17 protein-coding genes are annotated in these 18,834 nt (G+C 68.6%); 3 read left to right on the top strand and 14 right to left on the bottom strand.

Annotated elements, in window-relative coordinates; genetic code table 11:
* Positions 1 to 1,088, top strand: a 1,088-nt coding sequence (locus tag A5698_RS16660; protein WP_068299098.1) for a transposase, incomplete at its 5' end; no start/stop codon positions are given.
* A gap of 34 nt (positions 1,089 to 1,122) precedes the next feature.
* On the opposite strand, the gene A5698_RS16655 is transcribed toward A5698_RS16660, so the two are convergent.
* The 4 genes from A5698_RS16655 to A5698_RS16640 form a co-directional block, all read right to left on the bottom strand.
* The gene (locus A5698_RS16655) at positions 1,123 to 1,869 is read right to left on the bottom strand and encodes an alpha/beta fold hydrolase (RefSeq protein WP_068299085.1); all 747 of its coding nucleotides are present in this window, start codon (positions 1,867 to 1,869) and stop codon (positions 1,123 to 1,125) included.
* Positions 1,870 to 1,878: 9 nt separating this feature from the next.
* The gene (locus tag A5698_RS16650) at positions 1,879 to 5,148 is read right to left on the bottom strand and encodes a helix-turn-helix transcriptional regulator (protein ID WP_231967428.1); all 3,270 of its coding nucleotides are present in this window, start codon (positions 5,146 to 5,148) and stop codon (positions 1,879 to 1,881) included.
* A gap of 72 nt (positions 5,149 to 5,220) precedes the next feature.
* Positions 5,221 to 6,762, bottom strand: coding sequence for a phospholipase D family protein (locus A5698_RS16645; RefSeq protein WP_068299078.1), 1,542 nt, complete (start codon positions 6,760 to 6,762; stop codon positions 5,221 to 5,223).
* On the bottom strand, positions 6,759 to 8,303 hold the full coding sequence (locus tag A5698_RS16640) for a phospholipase D family protein (RefSeq protein WP_068299075.1): 1,545 nt from the start codon (positions 8,301 to 8,303) through the stop codon (positions 6,759 to 6,761). Before A5698_RS16640 ends, A5698_RS16645 begins: the two co-directional genes overlap by 4 nt.
* A 50-nt stretch (positions 8,304 to 8,353) precedes the next feature.
* Between A5698_RS16640 and A5698_RS16635 the strand changes: the two genes are divergently transcribed.
* Positions 8,354 to 9,079, top strand: a complete 726-nt coding sequence (locus A5698_RS16635; protein WP_068299072.1) for a type 1 glutamine amidotransferase — start codon at positions 8,354 to 8,356, stop codon at positions 9,077 to 9,079.
* Here A5698_RS16635 and A5698_RS16630 read toward each other — a convergent pair.
* Complete coding sequence (locus A5698_RS16630) at positions 9,058 to 10,407, bottom strand: TIGR01777 family oxidoreductase (protein WP_068299069.1); 1,350 nt, start codon at positions 10,405 to 10,407, stop codon at positions 9,058 to 9,060. The two genes, A5698_RS16635 and A5698_RS16630, sit on opposite strands and share 22 nt — an antisense overlap.
* A 95-nt stretch (positions 10,408 to 10,502) precedes the next feature.
* Between A5698_RS16630 and A5698_RS16625 the strand changes: the two genes are divergently transcribed.
* Entirely contained in the window at positions 10,503 to 11,195 is a 693-nt protein-coding gene (locus A5698_RS16625; RefSeq protein ID WP_068299066.1) for a phosphoribosyltransferase, read from the top strand.
* Here A5698_RS16625 and A5698_RS16620 read toward each other — a convergent pair.
* The 9 genes from A5698_RS16620 to murC all read right to left on the bottom strand — a co-directional run bounded on the left by A5698_RS16620 (position 11,192) and on the right by murC (position 18,803).
* Positions 11,192 to 11,512, bottom strand: coding sequence for a hypothetical protein (locus tag A5698_RS16620; protein WP_068299064.1), 321 nt, complete (start codon positions 11,510 to 11,512; stop codon positions 11,192 to 11,194). The two genes, A5698_RS16625 and A5698_RS16620, sit on opposite strands and share 4 nt — an antisense overlap.
* A 25-nt stretch (positions 11,513 to 11,537) precedes the next feature.
* Complete coding sequence (wag31, locus tag A5698_RS16615; protein ID WP_067290966.1) at positions 11,538 to 12,347, bottom strand: DivIVA-like cell division protein Wag31; 810 nt, start codon at positions 12,345 to 12,347, stop codon at positions 11,538 to 11,540.
* A gap of 205 nt (positions 12,348 to 12,552) precedes the next feature.
* Entirely contained in the window at positions 12,553 to 12,843 is a 291-nt protein-coding gene (locus tag A5698_RS16610) for a YggT family protein (RefSeq protein WP_068299060.1), read from the bottom strand.
* Positions 12,844 to 12,963: 120 nt separating this feature from the next.
* Positions 12,964 to 13,596, bottom strand: a complete 633-nt coding sequence (locus A5698_RS16605; protein WP_067089739.1) for a cell division protein SepF — start codon at positions 13,594 to 13,596, stop codon at positions 12,964 to 12,966.
* Between the two features lie 13 nt (positions 13,597 to 13,609).
* Positions 13,610 to 14,401, bottom strand: a complete 792-nt coding sequence (locus A5698_RS16600) for a YggS family pyridoxal phosphate-dependent enzyme (protein ID WP_068299095.1) — start codon at positions 14,399 to 14,401, stop codon at positions 13,610 to 13,612.
* An 8-nt stretch (positions 14,402 to 14,409) separates the two neighbouring features.
* On the bottom strand, positions 14,410 to 15,117 hold the full coding sequence (gene pgeF, locus A5698_RS16595; protein ID WP_067089737.1) for a peptidoglycan editing factor PgeF: 708 nt from the start codon (positions 15,115 to 15,117) through the stop codon (positions 14,410 to 14,412).
* Positions 15,118 to 15,136: 19 nt separating this feature from the next.
* Entirely contained in the window at positions 15,137 to 16,276 is a 1,140-nt protein-coding gene (gene ftsZ, locus A5698_RS16590; RefSeq protein WP_067089734.1) for a cell division protein FtsZ, read from the bottom strand.
* Between the two features lie 197 nt (positions 16,277 to 16,473).
* Positions 16,474 to 17,403 (bottom strand): cell division protein FtsQ/DivIB, encoded by a 930-nt coding sequence (locus A5698_RS16585; protein ID WP_068299057.1) that lies wholly within the window; start codon positions 17,401 to 17,403, stop codon positions 16,474 to 16,476.
* Positions 17,400 to 18,803, bottom strand: a complete 1,404-nt coding sequence (gene murC / locus A5698_RS16580; RefSeq protein WP_068299093.1) for a UDP-N-acetylmuramate--L-alanine ligase — start codon at positions 18,801 to 18,803, stop codon at positions 17,400 to 17,402. The genes A5698_RS16585 and murC overlap by 4 nt, the downstream gene beginning before the upstream one ends.
* Positions 18,804 to 18,834 lie beyond the last annotated feature (31 nt).

The raw sequence follows: 18,834 nt of genomic DNA, 5'->3' as shown, positions 1-18,834 counted from the left end.
CCGCGTTCTGCTGGGCGCGTAGTTTCGGCGAGGTCGTCGCTGTCGGTGTTGAGGGCACCAGCTCCTACGGTGCAGGGTTGACACAGGCATTGCAGATCAACGACATTCACGTCGTCGAGGTCAACCGTCCCGACCGCTCGGCGCGGCGCCGCCAAGGCAAGTCCGACCCTCTCGATGCTTATAGCGCTGCTCGTGCGGTGTTGGCCGGCCACGGCCTTGCCGTGCCCAAAGACTCCCGCACCGGGGCCCTCAAAGCGCTGCTGATCGCTCGTCGCGGCGCGATCAAAGCCCGCACCGCGGCTATCCAGCAGATCAAGGACCTGCTTGTGACCGCCCCGGCCGATCTTCGGGAACGCTACCGCCGTTACCCCACCACCCTGCGTCTGGTCGAAGCGCTGGCCGGCTGCCGCCCCCGCGCACACGAGGACCCCACAACGGTATCGGTGCTGATCGCCTGTAAAGCGCTCGCGCAACGCATCGGGTACCTCGAGCGCCAAGACCGTGAGCTGACCGCTGAGCTCGACGCCTTGACCGCCGCGCTCAACCCCGCTTTGCGGGCGGCCTACGGAGTGGGCCCCGACACCGCCGCCCAACTGCTCATCACAGCCGGAACCAACAGTCACCGACTACGCAGCGAAGCAGCGTTCGCCATGCTGACTGGGGTCGCACCGATCCCGGCCTCATCGGGAAAAACCACCCGGCATCGGCTGTCCCGCGGCGGAGACCGCGCCGCCAACAACGCCCTGCACCGCATCGCTTTGGTCCGCTGGTCTCACGACCGACGCACCCGCGACTACGTCGCCCGCCAACTGGCCGCTGGGCGCAGCAAGAACGACGTCCTACGTCTACTCAAACGGGCCATCGCACGCGAGATGTTCCGACACCTCACCGAGCCCTGCCCCATCGACGACTACAGCGACCTACGTCCAACCCGCCAAGCCCGCAACATCACATTGACCGCCGCGGCAGCACACTTCAACGTCTGGCCAATCACGATCTCCCGACTCGAACGCGGCCTCAAACGCGACGACACCCTCGCCACCAACTACCGCCAATGGCTAAACACACTGACCATAGACGCCGCTTGACCCATAACAGAGATAGGAGCATCAAGTCCAGCTGTCAGCCGACGGTCTCCCAGAAACTCGTGAGCACCTCAGCCCCGCGCGCCGGGTCCTGCACCATCCACCAGTGCCCCAACCCTTCGAGCACTTCCGTCCGAGCACCGGCCCGCTGCGCCGCGCGCCGACGCATCTCGTCGGTCCCCACGTACGGATCCTCGGTGGCCAGGATCGACAGGCCCGGCCGGGAGGCGGCCGCATCCAGTCCGCGCGCGGCCTCGGAGATCGCCGGCTGCGCGGCCGAGCGGTAGAGGGCGAGGATCGCGCGCCCCATCTCGGGTCCTTGGGCCTCGGCCAGCGATGCGGCGATGTCGGCCGGCAGGCCCAGCTCGGCCATGCGCGCCGCCCGGTCGTAGACGGTGCCGCCCATCATGGTCTCGTTGAGTTCCTCGCCCGCTCCCGGCGTCTGCCACACCTGAGCCAGGTCGTGCCAGACATAGTCGGGATCGAACAGCCCGACGACGTCGCTCAACCAGGTGCGCAGCAGGTCGGGCCGGTGCATCGCCACGTTGACGACGTGTCCGCCGCCCCAGTCGTGTCCGACGAGGTCGACCGGTTCGTCGTAGCGCTCCAGCTCGTGCTCGAGCCAGTCGCGGTAGTCGAGATACGTCGCCGTGAAGTCGTCTGGCAGCGGTGCGCCGAATCCGGGCGGGGAGAGCCGCACCACGTCATCGCGGCCGAGCGCGTCGACCAAGGGACCCCAGATCGCATCCGTCTCCGGATTGCCATGCACCAGAACGACTGTCATACCGCGATCCTAGGCGTGCCGCGCGGCTTCCTGGGCCAGCTGGACGCGCGACGTCAGTCCCAGCTTGGTGTAGACATGGGTCAAATGCGTCTGCACCGTCCGGTGTGACACGAAAAGCCTTGCGGCGATGTCCTTGTTGCCGAGCCCCTCGGCGACCAACCGGACCACGCCGAGCTCGGTCGGCGTCAACGAAGCCCAGCCGCTCGACGGCCGCTTACGCTCACCGCGCCCGCGCTGCGCGTACGCGACAGCATCCTCGATCGACAGCGCTGTCCCTTCGTCCCACAACGCCTCGAAATCGTTCTCGCCGAGGGACTCCCGCAGCAACGACACCGTCGCCGCGTACGTCGCGTCGTGCACCCGGAGTCGCACCAGTCCCATGCGTTTGCGCATGGCGTCGGCGGCGCCGAGGAATCGCGCCGCGTTGCGCTGATCACCGGCCGCACAGGTCAACTCGCCCAGCACCTCGAACGTGTCGGGCGCGGCCTGATAGCTCCGATGGGCGGTCATGGTGTCGAGCGCCCGCCGTGCATCCGCGTCGGCCTGTGCCAGGTCACCCTGCGCCAACGCGATTCGCGTGCGATTCACCAGGGCCCGTGCCAGGTGCCATCCGTGCATCAATGACACGTCGGCGTCGGCGTACTCTCTGGCGGCCCGCAGATCGCCTCTGGCGAGCTCGAGTTCCGCTGACGGGATGACGTTCGTGATCGCCGTCTCGGGCTGCGCATTGATGCGCTGCCATGCCCAATCGCATGCGTCGGCGGCCGCTTTCACGTCACCCTCGGCGAGGATCGCGAAAGCATACGGCGCGTACGCCCACGGTTCGAGATGCGGGCCCAGCGTATGCGCAGTTTCGATGGCCGCCTCGGCGTAGCTTCGCCCTGCGGCGGGATCGCCAAGCCAGACATACGCATGCGCGAGACCGACGCGCGCGAGGTAGCCGTGGATGACGTCCCCGGATGCATCCGCCTCCGCGGCAAGCGCATGCAGGAGGGCAGTGCCCTCTTTCAGGTCACCTATCTGATAAACGGCCATCGCCGGGCCCCAGTACCGATTCATCCGCGACATGAACACGTCGCCGATAGCATCGGCCAGCGACTGTCCCTCCTCGCCGGCCGCACGTGCCGGCACAGGATCTCCGAGCAGGATGGCGATGAACGCCTTCCAGCCGAGGACCTGACAGAGCCGCCACCGGTCGTCCAATCGCCGTGCCAAATCGAGAGCTTCGTCGATGTACGGGTACGCCGACTGGGCATCGAATGCGGCCGCCCCCACACACGACGCCAGCACCCGAAGCAACAACGCGGGGTCGTCGAGCTCCCTGGCGGTGGCCAGGGCCTGCTCGAGACCCTCCGTGACGCCGACCGTCACCGCCCATGCGTGGAGCACCGCCTGGTCGGCCACCGCACTGACCTGTGCCACGACATCGGACGCCCCTTCGAGCGCCGGATCGTCCAGCGCGGCGTTGAACCAGGACAGCCCCTCCTGCACCCGCCCGCGCATGAGCCACAGCGGTTGCAGCGAACTCGCGAACCGCAGCGCCGCGTCGACGTCCTGCCGCTCGATACTCCAGGCGAATGCGGCACGGAGATTGTCGATCTCGATCTCCGCCTGCGTGACAAGGCGTTCGTACTCGGCGAGCCCCGGCGTCGCCAATCGCGTGATCGAGGTGTAGTGATCCCGGTGCCGGCCCCGCACGATGTCCGCTTCGCCGGACTCACCGAGTTTGTCCAATGCGTACTGGCGGACCGTTTCCAACAACCGGTATCTCACTCGCCCACTGGATGATTCGGCCAACACCAACGACTTGTCCACCAGAAGCATCAGCAGGTCGAGCACCTGGAAGCGCTCGACCTCTCCCCCCGTGGCCACCGCCTGCGCGGCCTCGAGATCGAAGTCCCCGGCGAACGCCGCCAACCGGCGGAAGACTACCCGCTCGGGCTCGGTCAGCATCTGATGCGACCAATCCACGGACGCCTTGAGAGTCTGCTGGCGGCGCACCGCTTTTCGCGATCCGCCCGTCAACAGGCGGAACCTGTCGTGCAGGCCGTCGAGGATCTCGCGCACGGACAGGGCGCGGACCCGGGCGGCGGCCAGCTCGATCGCCAACGGCATACCGTCCAGGCGACTGCAGATCTCACCGATGACCGCCAGTTCCTCTTCCGCGGGCGTGAAATCGGACTGAACGTGGCGAGCACGGTCGACGAACAACTCGACGGCCTCGTCGTCGATCGCCAGCGAGGCCACCCGCCAGACGAGCTCACCCTCGACGCCGATCGGTTCGCGACTGGTGGCCAGCAGCCGCAGCGCCGGACAGCGCTCCAAGAGGGTGGTGATCAGCTCGGCGCTGACCTCGAGCAGGTGTTCGCAGTTGTCGAGCACCGCGAGGCCCGCACGCGCGCCGATGAACTCGACGATGCTGTCCATCGTCGATCGACCCGGTTGATCGGGTATCCCGAGCGCCCGCAGCACGGCGACCGGCACGAGATCCGGGTCGCTGATCGGCGCCAGGTCCACATACCAGACCGACGGCAGATCGGTACGGTCCGCGATCTGCACAGCCAGCCGCGTCTTGCCCACCCCACCCGCACCGGTGAGCGTCACCAGCCGGTTACCGGTCAGGAGCTCACCGATCTCGCCGATCTGCTTGCGGCGTCCGATGAATCGCGTCAGCTGCGCGGGCAGATCGTGTCTCAACGCGGTCTCGGCCGTACGCAGGGGCGGGAAGTCATTGCGGATGTCCGGATGACACAGTTGCACGACGCGTTCGGGCCGCGGCAGATCCCGCAGCGGATGTGAACCGAGGTCGCTCAGCCACGCACCCTCGGGTAGATAGTCGACGACCATGGATTCGGTCGCACCGGTGAGCACCGTCTGCCCACCGTGCGCCAGATCGCGTAGCCGCGCCGTGCGGTTGATGGTCGTCCCGATGTAGTTGCCCTCGTCGCGCAATTGGATCTCACCGGTGTGTACGCCGATGCGCAGCCGGATCGGGGCCAGCGGCGCCCGCTGCAGCGCCAGCGCGCACGCCACCGCATCGCTGGCCCGCGCGAAGGCCAGCACGAAGCTGTCGCCCTCGCCCTGCTCGACGGGGCGGGCACCGTTGTTCATGACCACGAGATCGGCCAGCGTCGCGTCGAGCCGCCGGATCGCCGCGCGCATCTCCTCGGGCTGCGAGTCCCATAACCGCGTCGACCCCTCGACGTCGGCCAGCAGCAACGTCACCGTGCCGGTCGGCAGTCCGCTCACACCAAGTTCGCTCCACTCGAGTGCGCTCATGCTAGCCAGCATGCGACCCGGGTATCGGCAAAACATCAGCGCAAGCGCGTAGATTTCACCCGCGCTGCCCGCTCACAGCCGCCGTTTCAGCCGGTCGCGGTACGACCGCCCGTCGGGGTCGTAGAAGAACCGGTACGCAGGTTCGGCCCACAGCCGCGTCAACAACCCGAGTTTTTCGGCCCTGTTCGGACGCAGCCGGCCCGGCGGCCGCGGCCCCCTACGACCGGAGGCGTACCAGTCCTCAAGCGCCTGTGCGGCGGCGACGATCTCGTCCACGGCGGTCGCCGGGTCGGCCAGCCCGCCGTCCTCGCTGCCGTCGTCGGCGCGGTCCAGGTGCTCGCGCATCAGGCGCAGCCGCAGATCGCGGGCGAACACACCCTCCTCGTCGAGCACCGCACAGGACAGCTCGCTGTCGTGGGTCCACGACCGCCGGTTGAAGTTGTCGCTGCCCGAACAGGCCCACACGTCGTCGATCACGCACACCTTCGCGTGCACGTAGACCGGTGTGCCCTCGTGGTTTTCGACATCGAAGACGTGCACGCGGTCCGGTGCGGCGCGGTGACACGTCTCGAGGGCCTGCCAACGGCCGACCTGGTTGGGTGGCAGCGCGAGCTTGCCGTCGACGTCCGGATAACGCGGCACCACGGCGACCAGATGCAGCTCGGGGTTGTCCCGCAGCGCGGAGGCGAACAGGTTGGCCACCCGCTTCGACCACAGGTACTGGTCCTCCAGATAGATCAGCCGACGGGCTCGCGGCACCGCCTTGCTGTAGGCCCGGGCGATGCCGCGCTCGCCGGTCGGTGCGAAGTCGTAGGCGAAGTGGGCGTCCGGGTAGGTCCGCAGCACCTGGACTCGGTGCGGGCCGCACGGCGGCGGGTCCGGCGGTTGCTCGGGCAGCGGATCGGCCGTCAGGTCGGCGCCGCGGAGCTTGTCGCGCAGCCACGCCAGCGGATTCAGCATGTCCAGCGAGGCGGGATCGTTCCACCGCTCGCGGAACGTCATGTCCAGCGCGCCCACTACCGGCCCCTGCAGGCGCAACTGCACGTCGTGCCATGGCGGGTGATCCCCATAGCGGGCCGACATCTGCAGGGCCTGCGGGTCGCCCCGGTGTGAAGCGTCGTCGCGGCGCGAGTGGCACAGGTCGATGCCACCCGCGAACGCCACATCGCGTTCCGGTCGGCCGGGATGCCTGATCACGACCAGCTTCTGGTGGTGGGAACCGCCGATGCGCACCCGTTGGTCCAGCAGTACCTCTCCGCCGGCCTCCTCGATGCGCTCACCGAGATGGCGGTTCTCCTCCTCGCTGTAGGCCAGCTTGTCCAGATGCGATCGCCACACCAGACCCTTGACGACCACACCGCGTTGCGCTGCGCGGCAGAACAATTCGCTTATCGTCGGACCGTTGTCGCGCAGCTTCTCGTCGGGGTCACCACGCCAGTCGGTGAAGAACAGATGATCACCCGGTTCGAGCGCCTCCACCTCGGTGGCGAGTTGGTCGAAATAGGTCGAGCCGTGTACGAGCGGTTCGACGCGGTTGCCGTCGCACCACACCGGGAGGTCCGATGCGGGGTTGCCGCGCTCCTCGGCGGTGAGGAACCACTCCTCGGCGTTCACGGCCGACGCCTCAGCAGCCGGTCCCGGTACGAGCGACCGTCCGGGTCGAAGATCATCCGGTATGCGGGTTCGGCCCACAGCCGTGTCAGGGGGTCGACTCGTTCTGCCTCGTGGGGCCGCAACCGGCCGGGTGGCCGCGGCCCCCGGCGGCCCGATTGGTGCCACTCTTCCAAAGCCCGTGCGCTTTCCACGATCTCGTCGACGGCGGTGTCGGGGTCGGTCAGGCCCTGGTCCTCGCTGCCGTCCTCCGCCCGGTCGAGGTGCTCGCGCAGCAAGCGGAGGCGAAGGTCGCGCGCGAACGTGTCGTCGGCGTCGAGCACCGCGCAGGACAGTTCGCTGTCATGGGTCCATGACCGCCGGTTGAAGTTGTCGCTGCCGATACACGCCCAGGTGTCGTCGATGACGCACACCTTCGAGTGCACGTAAACCGGTGTGCCCTCGTGGTTTTCGACGTCGAAGACATGCACGCGGTCCGGTGCGGCGCGTCGGCACGCATCGAGCGCCAGCTGACGACCCACCAGTGTCGGCGGGCGGCCAAGACCACCCTCGAGGTCGAAATAGCGCGGCACCACGGCCACCAGGTGCAGTTCGGGGTTCTCGGTCAGCGCACCGACGAGCAGGTTCGCCACCTCCTCGGACCACAGATACTGATCCTCGAGATAGATCAGGCGCCGGGCGCGCCGGATCGCCTTCGTGTAGCCACGCGCGATGCTGCGTTCCCCCTCCTTGGCGAACTCGTATTCGATCAACGCGTCACCGTAGGTGCGAAGCACCTGCACCGCGTGCGGCCCGCACGTCGGCGGATCCGGTGGCTGCTCCGGCAGCGGGCGCCGTCGCGAATCGCCACCGAATTTGTCGCGCAACCAGGCGAGTGGGTTGAACAGATCCAGCGGTGCCCGTGCGGTCCACCGTTCGCGGAAGGTGACGTCCAGCGCGCCGACGGCCGGACCGCGCACCTCGAGTTGCACGTCGTGCCACGGGGGGCGCTTCCCATACCGGGCCGACATCTGCACGGCCTGCGGGTCGCCGCGGTGTGACGCGTCGTCGCGGCGGCTGTGGCACAGATCGATGCCGCCGATGAACGCCACGTCCCGCTCGGGTTTGTCGGGGTGGCGCAGCAGCACCAGCCGCTGATGGTGCGACCCGCCGACCAGCACGCGCTGGTCGAGCAACACCTCTCCGCCTGCGCGTTCGATGGTCTCGGCGAGGTGGCGGTTCTGCTCCTCGTTGAACTGCAAGCGATTCGGATACGACCGCCACATCAAACCCTTCACGAGCACGCCACGGTCGGCCGCCGCGCGGAACAGCTCTGCGACGGTCGGGCCCTCCTCGCGCAACCGCTCATCGGCATCCCCGCGCCAGTCGGCGAAGAACAGGTGATCGCCGGAGCCGAGCTTCTCCACCTCCGTGACGAGCCGATCGAAGTAAGACGCGCCGTGAATCAAAGCCTCGGCCCGGTTGCCCTCACTCCACGCCGGCAGCTCCCAACTGGGGTTGCCGCGTTCACCGGCGGTGAGGAACCATTCGGCCAGAACAGACACCCCGTGGGATGCCCGCTGGGCGGTCAATCTACGCGCGGAATAATGGCCGCGTGACGGCACGAGTCCTGTTCCTCTACAACGAGCACCTCGCGACCGAGGCGCTGCTGGGCGAGGCTTTCGCCGACGCGGGTTTCGACGTGCAGACTTTCGAGGTGGTACCCGCCGACCGCGTGGACTCGCCGGCAGCCGACGTGAACTTCCCCGACCCGCTGGCGTACGACGCGCTCGTGCCGCTCGGCGCGCGCTGGCCCGTCTACGACGACGCGTTGCGCAGCAGTTGGGTCGGCGGGGAGATGGCGATGATGCGCCGCGCCGCCGACGCAGGCGTCCCGATCCTCGGCATCTGTTTCGGCGGGCAGCTGCTGGCCCAGGCCTTCGGCGGGACGGTGACGCGCTCGCCCTCACCCGAGATCGGTTGGTATGACGTCGAGTCCGCCGACCCCGAACTGGTGCCGGGCGGTCGCTGGTTTCAATGGCACTACGATCGCTGGACACTGCCGCCTGGCGCCGTCGAGCTGGCGCGCACCGCCGACGCGTCCCAGGCGTTCCTGCTCGGCCGCACGCTCGCGCTGCAGTTCCATCCCGAGGTCGACCGCGAGCTGCTGGACGTCTGGCTGGCCGACGACGAGGACGGCGAGGTCGCCGCCTTCGGCCTCACCCACGACCAATTACGTTTCATGACAGACGAATTCGCAGATGACGCGGCCGCCCGGGTACGCCGCCTCGTGCAGGGCTTCGTGACCCGCGTCGTCCGTCAGGCGTGTCCGAGTTCGTGAGCGAGCGCACCGTCGAGCGACGGATGGCGGAAGCGGTGTCCCAGCGCCTGCAGCGCGGTGGGCAGAACCCGTTGATTGGCCTCGGCGAGCTCGCGGGCGCCCTGCTCTCCGAGCAAGAGTCGCGGCCCGAACGACGGCACCGGTAAGACCGCCGGACGCCGCATCACCCGCGCCAGCGTTCTGGTGTAGTCGCCGTTGCGGACAGGATGGGGCGCCACGGCGTTGACCGGACCGGTCAGCCGGGCGTCGTAGAGTGCGCGGTGATAGACATCGAGCAGGTCGTCGAGCGCGATCCACGCCAGCCACTGCCGGCCGCTGCCCAACCGGCCGCCCAGTCCCGCCGCGAACAGCGGCCGCATCAGCCGCAAGGTGCCGCCGCGCGCGGATTGCACGATGCCCGTGCGGACGGTGACGACCCTCAGCCCCGCGTCGGCGGCCGGCGCGGTCGCCGCTTCCCAGTTCTGGACGACGTCGGCGAGGAAGCCGTCGCCGGGCACGCTCCCCTCGGTCAACACCGCGTCACCGCGGTCGAAACCGTAGATGCCGACCGCCGACGCGCTGACGAACACCCGCGGTCCGTCCTCGGCACGCGCCGCCGCCTCGGCGAGACGGCGGGTCGGTTCGACACGGCTGGTGCGGATGGCGTCCTTGTGCGCGTCGCTGAACCGTCCCGCGATGGACGCGCCGGCCAGGTGTACGACCGCGTCCACCCCGGTAAGCAGCCCGGGTTCGGGTCGCGCGGGATCCCACTGTCGCTCGTCCGGACCCGCAGCGGACCGTCGCACCAACCGGATCACCCGGTGCCCGCCGGTGCTCAGGAACGCCGTCAACGCGGATCCGACCAGCCCCGATGCCCCGCTGACCGCGACGGTGAGCGGCGCGAGCCCGGCGTCGGCGGCGTCGCGGTGGGCGGCCAGATCGTCGGCGAGTTGGCGATGCCGGTAGGCGAACATCGGTCGCAACGCGGCCGCCGGCACCGGCGCCTCGACGCGGTCGTGCACTCGCGTGCCGCCGGGCACCGCTTCGAACGAGTGGGTGTGCGTCCACCGGCCGACCAGGCGCGGCGGCCAGGACGTCGGGCCGTCGGAGGACAGCACGTCGACGAAGCGGTGCGGCGGGTCGTAGCGTTCCGGATCGTGCTGGGCGATCCAGCGCAGGCCGCCGGGCAGCCCGAGCACCGCTTTCCCGTCGGCCAGTGACTGCGCCTCGGCGACCACGGTCATCGGCTGCCACGGCGGGACGAGCCGCCGCATCGCCCCCGGCCGCGCGTGCCAGGCGAACACCTCGTCCAGCGGGTGCTCGACCATGCCCTCGTATTCGATGCCCATACCCCGATATTCGTCGCCGTCGTGCCGATGGATTGCGTCCGGGTGGGGTACCCACGGTCGTAGGCTGACAAGGTCTCGACATCGAATCGACTGTGATGACCGGATGGAGCGGGCTCGCCCGCCGAAACAGCAGGCGCGTGTATCAGGACCGCCGGGACGCCGGCGAGGTCTTGGCCCGCGAGCTGTCGACCCACCGCGGCCAGGATGTGGTGGTGCTCGGACTCGCGCGCGGCGGCGTGCCGGTCGCCGCGCAGGTGGCCCACTCGTTGCACGCGCCGCTGGACGTGTTTCTGGTGCGCAAGCTCGGTGTGCCGCAGTGGGAGGAGCTGGCCATGGGGGCGCTGGCCAGCGGGGGCGGCATCGTCATCAATGACAACCTGGTGCGCAGCCTCGGCATCGGCGACGAGGCGATCCAGGCCGCGATCGCCCGCGAGACCGACGAGCTGAACCGCCGCGAGCGTGCGTACCGGGGCGACCGGCCGCCGCCCGATCTGACGGGCAGGACCGTGATCCTCGTCGACGACGGCATCGCCACCGGTGCCAGCATGCTCGCCGCGGTGCGTGCCGTGCGGGCCCAGAATCCGGCCCGGATCGTCGTCGCGGTGCCGGTCGGGCCGGCCTCGGCGTGCCGGGAACTGGCCAAGGAAGCCGACGACGTGGTCTGCGCGACCATGCCGCCGGGATTCGAGGCCGTCGGCCAGGTGTTCGCCGACTTCCATCAGGTCAGCGACGACGAAGTGCGCGAACTGCTCTCACCGGACGAATCCGGTTCGGCGCCAACAGATTAGCGGCGGTCTTCGCCCGAGTCGGCTTGTTCGACGACGGTGGTCTCCTCGTCGGCGTCGGAGTACTCGGGTTGCTGCTCGGCGACGGTCTGGTCGTCGGGGTAATCCTCGTAGTACTCCGGTTCGGCCTCGGTGTACGCCTCGTCGGCGGTCTCGGCCTTGCGCCCCGACCGCTCCCGCACCGCGTCGACGATCAGGAGCACGACACCGATCACGCTGGCCGCGATACAGACCCAGGCGATCAATTCATTGCTGGTGACGACCGCGGTCACCAGCGCCGCGAGGCCGATGACAGCGAGGACGAGCGCAACGATCAGCATTGATCAACCCTAGGTGACGATCGGCTCAGTTGTTTCCCCGGTTGAACTGATTGAAGCCTCCGCCGTCGTTTCCGGCGCTCGAGTCGACCGGCGCGGCCGAACCGCGCTGACCAAGCTCCTCGAGCTGAGACTCCAGGTAGGTCTTGAGGCGGGTGCGGTATTCACGCTCGAAGGTCCGCAGCTGCTCGAGGCGACCCTCCAGCACGGTGCGCTGCTGGTTGATGGTGCCCATGATCTCGGAGTGCTTGCGCTCGGCGTCGGCCTGCAAAGCGTCGGCCTTCTCCTGCGCCTGGCGCAGCTGCGCCTCGGAGCGGGTCTGCGCGTCGGCGAGCATCGCGTCGGCCCGCTGACGAGCATCGGCGACGGTGGTCTCTGCGGTCTGCCGCGCCTCGCTCACCAGGGCGTCGGCCTGCGCGCGCGCATCGGCCAGCAGTTTCTCCGACTCGGCCTTGGCGGTGCTGGTCAAGCGGTCCGCGGTGTCCTGGGCGAGGCTCAACACCTTGGCCGCCTTGAGCGCCTGGTCCTCGCTGGCCTGCGCGGACGGTGCCTCGTAAGCGGGCTGTGGCGTCGGCGCGGCGGCGGGCTCGGGGGCGGGCTGCTCGTAGACGGGCACGGCCTGGGTCGACTGTCCGGAGCCGCCGGAGCGGGCGGAGGCCAATTCCTGGTCCAGTTCGGCGACGCGCTGCCTCAGATCGGCGTTCTCCTCGATGAGCCGCGTCAGCTCGTTCTCCACCAGATCGAGGAACGCGTCAACCTCGTCCTCGTTGTAGCCGCGCTTGCCGATGGGTGGCTTGCTGAACGCGACATTGTGAACGTCGGCGGGTGTGAGCGGCATTGTCGCCCCCTATGAAGTCTGGACAGTCAACCGGTCTCAAAGTGTAGAGCGTGGGTGGAACGTAACTGGCGTCCATCCTGTCACACCAGCCGCGGCCGTTGCAGAAGAGGATGAAATTAAGAGCGAATTTCAAACAAGGCCGCACGCCCGGCGACGATTTCTCCGCTCAAATTCCTCCGGGCAAACGCCGGCCGAGTGCGTGGTCTCAGGCCGCCGCGCCGAACGCCAGTTGCATGCCGATGAAGGCGACCAGCAGTAGCACCATGATCGACAGATCGAAGCGCACCGCACCTATCGTGAGCTGGGGAATGAGCCGCCGAAGCAGTTTCACCGGCGGATCGGTCACCGTCATGATGACCTCCAGGATCACCACCGTCGCGCCCTTCGGATGCCAGTCCCGGGAGAACGACCGGATGAACTCGACCACGACGCGCGCGATCAACAGCAGCCAGAAGATGAACAGGGCGAAGCCCAGGATCTCGAAGAAGAGCGACAACGCCGACGGTCCTCACTACGGGCACAGATGTGACTTTTACAACAGGCTTGCTACAGGCAGTCGCGCCCTGCGGCTGCTCAAGCCCGAGCGCGACGCCAGCCTACCCGTCTGTGACCCGACCTATTGATAGGAGTAGAAGCCCGCCTCGGCGATGCGGCGCCGCTCTTCGGCGGTGACGTCGATGTCCGCGGGCGACAGCAGGAAGACCTTCGTGGCGACCTTGTCGAACGAACCCCGCAGCGCGAACGCCAGGCCCGCGGCGAAGTCGACGAGGCGCTTGGCGTCGGCGTTGTCCATCGAGACCAGGTCCATGATCACCGGGGTGCCGTCGCGGAACCGCTCACCGATCGTGCGGGCCTCGCTGTAATCCTTGGGCCGCAGCGTGGTGATCTTCGACAGCGGGCTGCCCGCCTCGAACAGCTCGGCCATCCTGCGGGGGTCCATCGCGAGCGCGCCTCGGGTGGCGCCGCGCATCGGGGCGAACCGCGGTGCCGGCCGCTCGAACTCGCGCGGTGCGCGCAGCCGCGGCTCGAACCGGTCCTCATAGCCGCGGTAACCGCCGGGGGCGTCGTCGTAATCGCGGTCGTCGTAGCCACGGCCCGGGCCGTAACCGTCGTCGTCGAAGCGATCGTCTCGACTACGGCGCGAATATCCACGGGAGGCGCCGCGCTCGTCGTCCTCGTAGTACTCGTCGTCGTAGTCATCCATCGGGGCCATACCGAAGTACGCCTTGACCTTGTGAAGTGTGCTCATCGCTCGACCCTTCTCATGCCCTGGACTCTGGTGTCTGTGATGAAGATGTGACTGGAGTGACTACTTCTGGTGACGGTAGAGGACGTTGTCCCAATAACGCGGTACCGACACGCACACATGTCGAGCCGTGTTTCACCGCCGCTTCCAGATCGTTCGACATCCCGGCCGATAGCTCGAGGCGCTGGCGGTAGTCGGCCTGCACCCTTCTGAGCTCGGCGTTGACCCGCGCGAACGCCGTGTCCGCGTCCTCGCCGAGCGGAGGGATCGCCATCAGCCCGGTGAACTCCAGTCCCGGGGCGTCGTGCGCGGCGGCGCACAATTCGTCGACGGCTTCGGGCTTGTTGATGTCGACGCCGCCGCGGCTCTCGTCGCCGTCGAGGCTCACCTGGATGAAGATGCGCAGCGGTTCGGCGCGGCCGCCGTCCTCGAGCGCCGCGGACGCCGCTCGGCTCAATGCGTCGATCACCTTGCGGCTGTCGACCGAGTGCGCCGCATACGCCCACCCGGCAATAGAGCGCGCTTTATTGCGCTGAATGCGTCCGACCATGTGCCAGCGAATGGGTCCGATATCCGGATTCGACGCGATTTCGCGGACTTTATTCGACGCTTCCTGTTCGCGTGACTCGCCAAAAGCCTCACACCCCAAACGGCGCAGAATAATGACATCGTCGGCGGGAAAGAATTTGGTCACCGGAAGTAATTCAATTTCGGCGATATCGCGTGACGCGGCTTCGGCGGCCGCGGTGAGCCGCGCCCGCACGGCCGTCAGCGCTTCGGTCAGTTCGAGTTCGCGGGACGACGGCACGGTCTCGCTCACTCCATCCACACCAGTGAGGCCAGGCGCCCGGTCGGGGCGTCGCGGCGGTGGCTGAAAAGGTTGCGGTCCTCGACCGTGCATCGTGGGTCGACGTCGATGGCGGTGACGCCCAAAGTCGTTAGCTGCCTGTGGATTCCGGCCCGCAAGTCGAGGGCGGGCGTGTTCTTCGCGCTTGTTGTGCGGCTGCCGGGCAGCGCGGTCTCGACCTCAGCGGCCATGGCTTCGGGGACCTCGTAATTGCGTCCGCTGACCGCGGGCCCGAGCAGCGCCGAGATGTCCTCGGGGTGCGCGCCGAGCGACAGCATCGCCTCCACCGTGCGGGCGACGACGCCCTTCTGGGCGCCCACGCGTCCGGCGTGCACGGCGGCCACCACTCCGGCGCGCGCGTCGCCCAATAAAACGGGAACGCAATCGGCGGTAACCACCGCCAAAGCCAATCGCGGTGTCGCGGTGACCAATGCGTCAGTATTGTCGACGGGCCGGTCGGTGGCCCCGTCGACCACGACGACGTGATCGCTGTGCACCTGATTCATCCATACGATTCCGTCGTCGCCCAAACCGATGGCGCCGCTGAGCCGTTTGCGGTTGGCGGCCACCGCCGCCGGATCGTCGCCGACGTGATCGCCGAGATTGAAGGTGTCGAACGGCGGCGCGGAGACGCCGCCGGCCCGTGTCGTGGTCACGCGCCTTATGCGAACCGTCACGGTCGCCAGTATTGCCGGATCAGTGGCGCATGAACGGCGGCACGTCGACGTCGTCGTCATCGTCCCCGCCGATACTGACCGTCGCGCCGTTGGTGTGCACCGGCACGCTCGCCGGATCCGCGGGTTCGAACAGCGATGTGCTCACCTTGCCGGCCTTGCCCGGGGTGATGCCCTGCCCCTCGGCGGGGCTCACAACCGGTTTGCGTCCCGGGCCTGCGGAGTCGAAGCCGGCCGCGATCACCGTCACCCGTACCTCGTCGCCGAGGGAGTCGTCGATGACCGTGCCGAAGATGATGTTGGCTTCGGGATGCGCGGCGTCCTGCACCAGCGAGGCGGCCTCGTTGATCTCGAACAGCCCCAGGTCGCTGCCACCGGCGACCGACAGCAGCACGCCCTGCGCGCCCTCCATCGAGGCCTCCAGCAGCGGCGAGTTGATCGCGATCTCGGCGGCCTTGAGGGCGCGGCCGTCGCCGCGGGCCGAACCGATGCCCATCAGCGCCGTGCCCGCCCCGCTCATCACGCCCTTGACGTCGGCGAAGTCGACGTTGATCAGGCCCGGCGTCGTGATCAGGTCGGTGATGCCCTGCACGCCGTTGAGCAGCACCTCGTCGGCGCTGCGGAACGCGTCCATCAGCGAGACCGCGGCATCGCCCATCTGCAGCAGCCGGTCGTTGGGGATGACGATCAGGGTGTCGCAGCTCTCGCGCAGGGCCTGAATGCCGTTCTCGGCCTGGTTGCTTCGCCGCTTGCCCTCGAACGAGAACGGCCGCGTCACCACGCCGACGGTCAGCGCACCCAGCTTGCGCGCGATCGAGGCCACCACCGGCGCGCCACCCGTGCCGGTGCCGCCGCCCTCGCCCGCCGTCACGAACACCATGTCGGCGCCGCGCAGCAGTTCCTCGATGTCGTCCTTGGCGTCCTCGGCGGCCTTGCGCCCCACCTCGGGGTCGGCGCCGGCGCCGAGCCCGCGCGTGGAGTCGCGACCGACGTCGAGCTTGACGTCGGCGTCGCTCATCAACAACGCCTGCGCGTCGGTGTTGATGGCGATGAACTCCACGCCCTTGAGGCCCTGCTCGATCATCCGGTTGACGGCGTTGACTCCGCCGCCACCGATGCCGACCACCTTGATGACGGCGAGGTAGTTGTGTGGGGGGGTCATTGCGATCCCTTCCTCCCAGGTTGTCCGACGACACGCCGAGCCTTGGCAAACCCTAAACCTCAACCAGAGGGTTATAGTTATGTCAAGTTGTTCCGCGCAACCAGAACGGTAGGGCGAGGTCGCGACCTAGCGATGCAGGCGCGCCGACACGCGCGACAAATTTTTCGTGCAACGTCGCGCGCCGAACGAGGCGCAGTTCACTTCACGGTCGGCAGGTCGGGGCTGGACACGTCGTAGGTCTTGCCCGGCTGGGTGAGCAGAGCGCCGAGCTTGAGCGCCTTCTCCTCGGTCCGGTCGGTGGTCCCCCACACCACCTGTCGACCGTCGGAGAGCTGCAGGGTGATCGCCGCGACCGAGGGCGCCGCGATGCGCGCGACCTGCTCGGCGACCTCCGGGCGCAACGACGTCATCACCTGAAGCGCCGCCTTGGTCGGCTCGTCGTTGGGGCCGGGATTGTCGGTGTCGATGTAGGGCACGCCCGGCGGCGGCACCCCGACGGCGAAGTCGACCCCGTCGCGGTCGAACAGATGCGGCCCGTCGGGATAGTCCTTGACCACCACCGGTACCCGCTCGACGACGGTGATGCGCAGTGTCGACGGGTACTGACGCTGGACGCGCGCGCTGGCGATCCGCCGGATCGCGGCCACTCGTTCGGCCACACTGTCGGTGTTCACCTGCAGCAGCGGCGTGCCGGGCGCGACGGCGGCCGCCGCGACGATCTCCTCCTGTGTCACCGCACCCACGCCGGTGACCACTGTGTTGCGCACCGCCATGACCGGCGTGAAGTACAGCAGCAGCCCGAGCCCGACGACGATGACGCTGATCAACGCCGACCACATCAGCACCTTCAGGCCGCGCACCGTTCCGCGCCGCAGTTTTCTGCCGTCTCCCGGGGGCTTGCCCATCACCCGCCGCTTGGCTTCCCTGCGTGCCTGCTCGATCGCCATGGCCCGGGCCTGGGCGGCGCGGCGCTCCTCACGCTCCCTGCGTGCGCGTCGCCGCGGCCCCTCGAAATCCGGTGCGGCGGCCGATGTCTCGTCGGGCTGCGTCTCCTCGGCGGACGGTTCGGCCGGCTCCGGGGACTCCGGTGCCTCCTCGGCCGCGTTGGGGTCGATCGGACCGGTCATCGCGACCCCGGTGTGCTCCGGTTGGCCTTGATACGCAACGCGGTCACGATTTCCGGGCCGAGCATCGTGACATCACCCGCACCCATCGTCACCACGACGTCTCCAGGCGTGGCGGCCTCGGCGACCCGCGCGGCCACCGCGGAGAAGTCGGGCACATAGGTTCCGGGCACGCTGATGTGCTCGACGATGCTGGCGCCGCTGACCCCGGCGATCGGCTGTTCGCGGGCGGCGTAGACGTCGAGCACGAACACCTCGTCGGCGCCGTCAAGGGCCTGGCCGAACTCGCGAGCGAATGTCTCTGTGCGCGAGTACAAGTGGGGTTGAAAGACGACGATCGACCGGCCGCCGGCCTGTTCGGTGACGGTGCGCAGCGCGCTCAGCGTGGCCCGCACCTCGGTCGGGTGGTGCGCGTAGTCGTCGAAGACCCGGACGCCGTTGGCCTCACCGACGAGCTCGAAGCGACGGCGCACGCCCTCGAATCCGGCCAGCCCGTCGAGCACGACGTCGATCGGCGCGCCGGCCTCGATCGCCGCCAGCACGGCCCCGATCGCGTTGAGCGCCATGTGTCGTCCGGGCACCGCCAGGCGCATCACCCGGGGGTGCGACTCGTCGGCGAACTGGATGTGCGCGACCGCACCGGTGTCGTGCTGCTCCCAGCTCAACAGGGTGCCCTGCAGCGGGAGGCTCGGGTCGCTGCCGTAGCGCAGCACGCGGATGCCCAGCTCGGCGGTGCGCTCGGCGAGCGCCGCGGCGCCGGGGTCGTCGGTGCAGACCACCAGCGCGCCACCGGGTTTGAGCCGTTCGACGAAATCGTCGAACACGGCGCCGTAGGCCTCGGCGCTGCCGAAGAAGTCGAGATGGTCGGCCTCGATGTTCGTCACCACCGCGACGTCGGGGTGGTACTCCAGCAGCGAGCCGTCGCTTTCGTCGGCCTCGGCCACGAAGCAGTCACCGCTGCCGTTGTGCGCGTTGGTGCCCGCCTCCCCGAGATCGCCGCCCACCGCGAACGACGGGTCGAAACCGCTGTGCTGTAACGCCACGATCAGCATCGAGGTGGTCGTGGTCTTGCCGTGCGTGCCGGTCACCATCAGCGTGGTGTGGCCGGCCATCAGCTTGGCCAGGACCACCGGCCGCAGGATCACCGGGATACCGCGCCGACGCGCCTCGACCAGTTCGGGGTTCGTCTTGGGGATGGCGGCGTGGGTGGTGACGACGGCGGTCGGCCCGCCCGGCAGCAGATCCAGCGAGGAGGCGTCATGGCCGATCCGGATGGCGGCGCCGCGGGCCCGCAGCGCGGCCACCGCCCGCGACTCCTTGGCGTCCGAACCCGATACCAGCCCACCACGGTCCAGCAGGATGCGTGCGATGCCCGACATGCCGGCACCCCCGATGCCGACCATGTGCACGCGCTGCAGCTCTTCGGGTAACGAC

This window comes from Mycobacterium sp. E136, from assembly GCF_001666865.1.
Taxonomy (GTDB): domain Bacteria; phylum Actinomycetota; class Actinomycetes; order Mycobacteriales; family Mycobacteriaceae; genus Mycobacterium.
The sequence above is the reverse complement of the archived record's forward strand: the minus strand, read 5'-3'. Positions and strand labels throughout refer to the sequence as shown.

Coding starts and splice junctions, on each gene's coding strand:
- A5698_RS16605 (WP_067089739.1), bottom strand. CDS start 13,596: ATGAGCACACTTCACAAGGTCAAGGCGTACTTCGGTATGGCCCCGATG.
- A5698_RS16585 (WP_068299057.1), bottom strand. CDS start 17,403: ATGACCGGTCCGATCGACCCCAACGCGGCCGAGGAGGCACCGGAGTCC.
- A5698_RS16650 (WP_231967428.1), bottom strand. CDS start 5,148: ATGAGCGCACTCGAGTGGAGCGAACTTGGTGTGAGCGGACTGCCGACC.
- A5698_RS16625 (WP_068299066.1), top strand. CDS start 10,503: ATGACCGGATGGAGCGGGCTCGCCCGCCGAAACAGCAGGCGCGTGTAT.
- murC (WP_068299093.1), bottom strand. CDS start 18,803: ATGGTCGGCATCGGGGGTGCCGGCATGTCGGGCATCGCACGCATCCTG.
- A5698_RS16620 (WP_068299064.1), bottom strand. CDS start 11,512: ATGCTGATCGTTGCGCTCGTCCTCGCTGTCATCGGCCTCGCGGCGCTG.
- wag31 (WP_067290966.1), bottom strand. CDS start 12,347: ATGCCGCTCACACCCGCCGACGTTCACAATGTCGCGTTCAGCAAGCCA.
- A5698_RS16655 (WP_068299085.1), bottom strand. CDS start 1,869: ATGACAGTCGTTCTGGTGCATGGCAATCCGGAGACGGATGCGATCTGG.
- A5698_RS16630 (WP_068299069.1), bottom strand. CDS start 10,407: ATGGGCATCGAATACGAGGGCATGGTCGAGCACCCGCTGGACGAGGTG.
- ftsZ (WP_067089734.1), bottom strand. CDS start 16,276: ATGACCCCCCCACACAACTACCTCGCCGTCATCAAGGTGGTCGGCATC.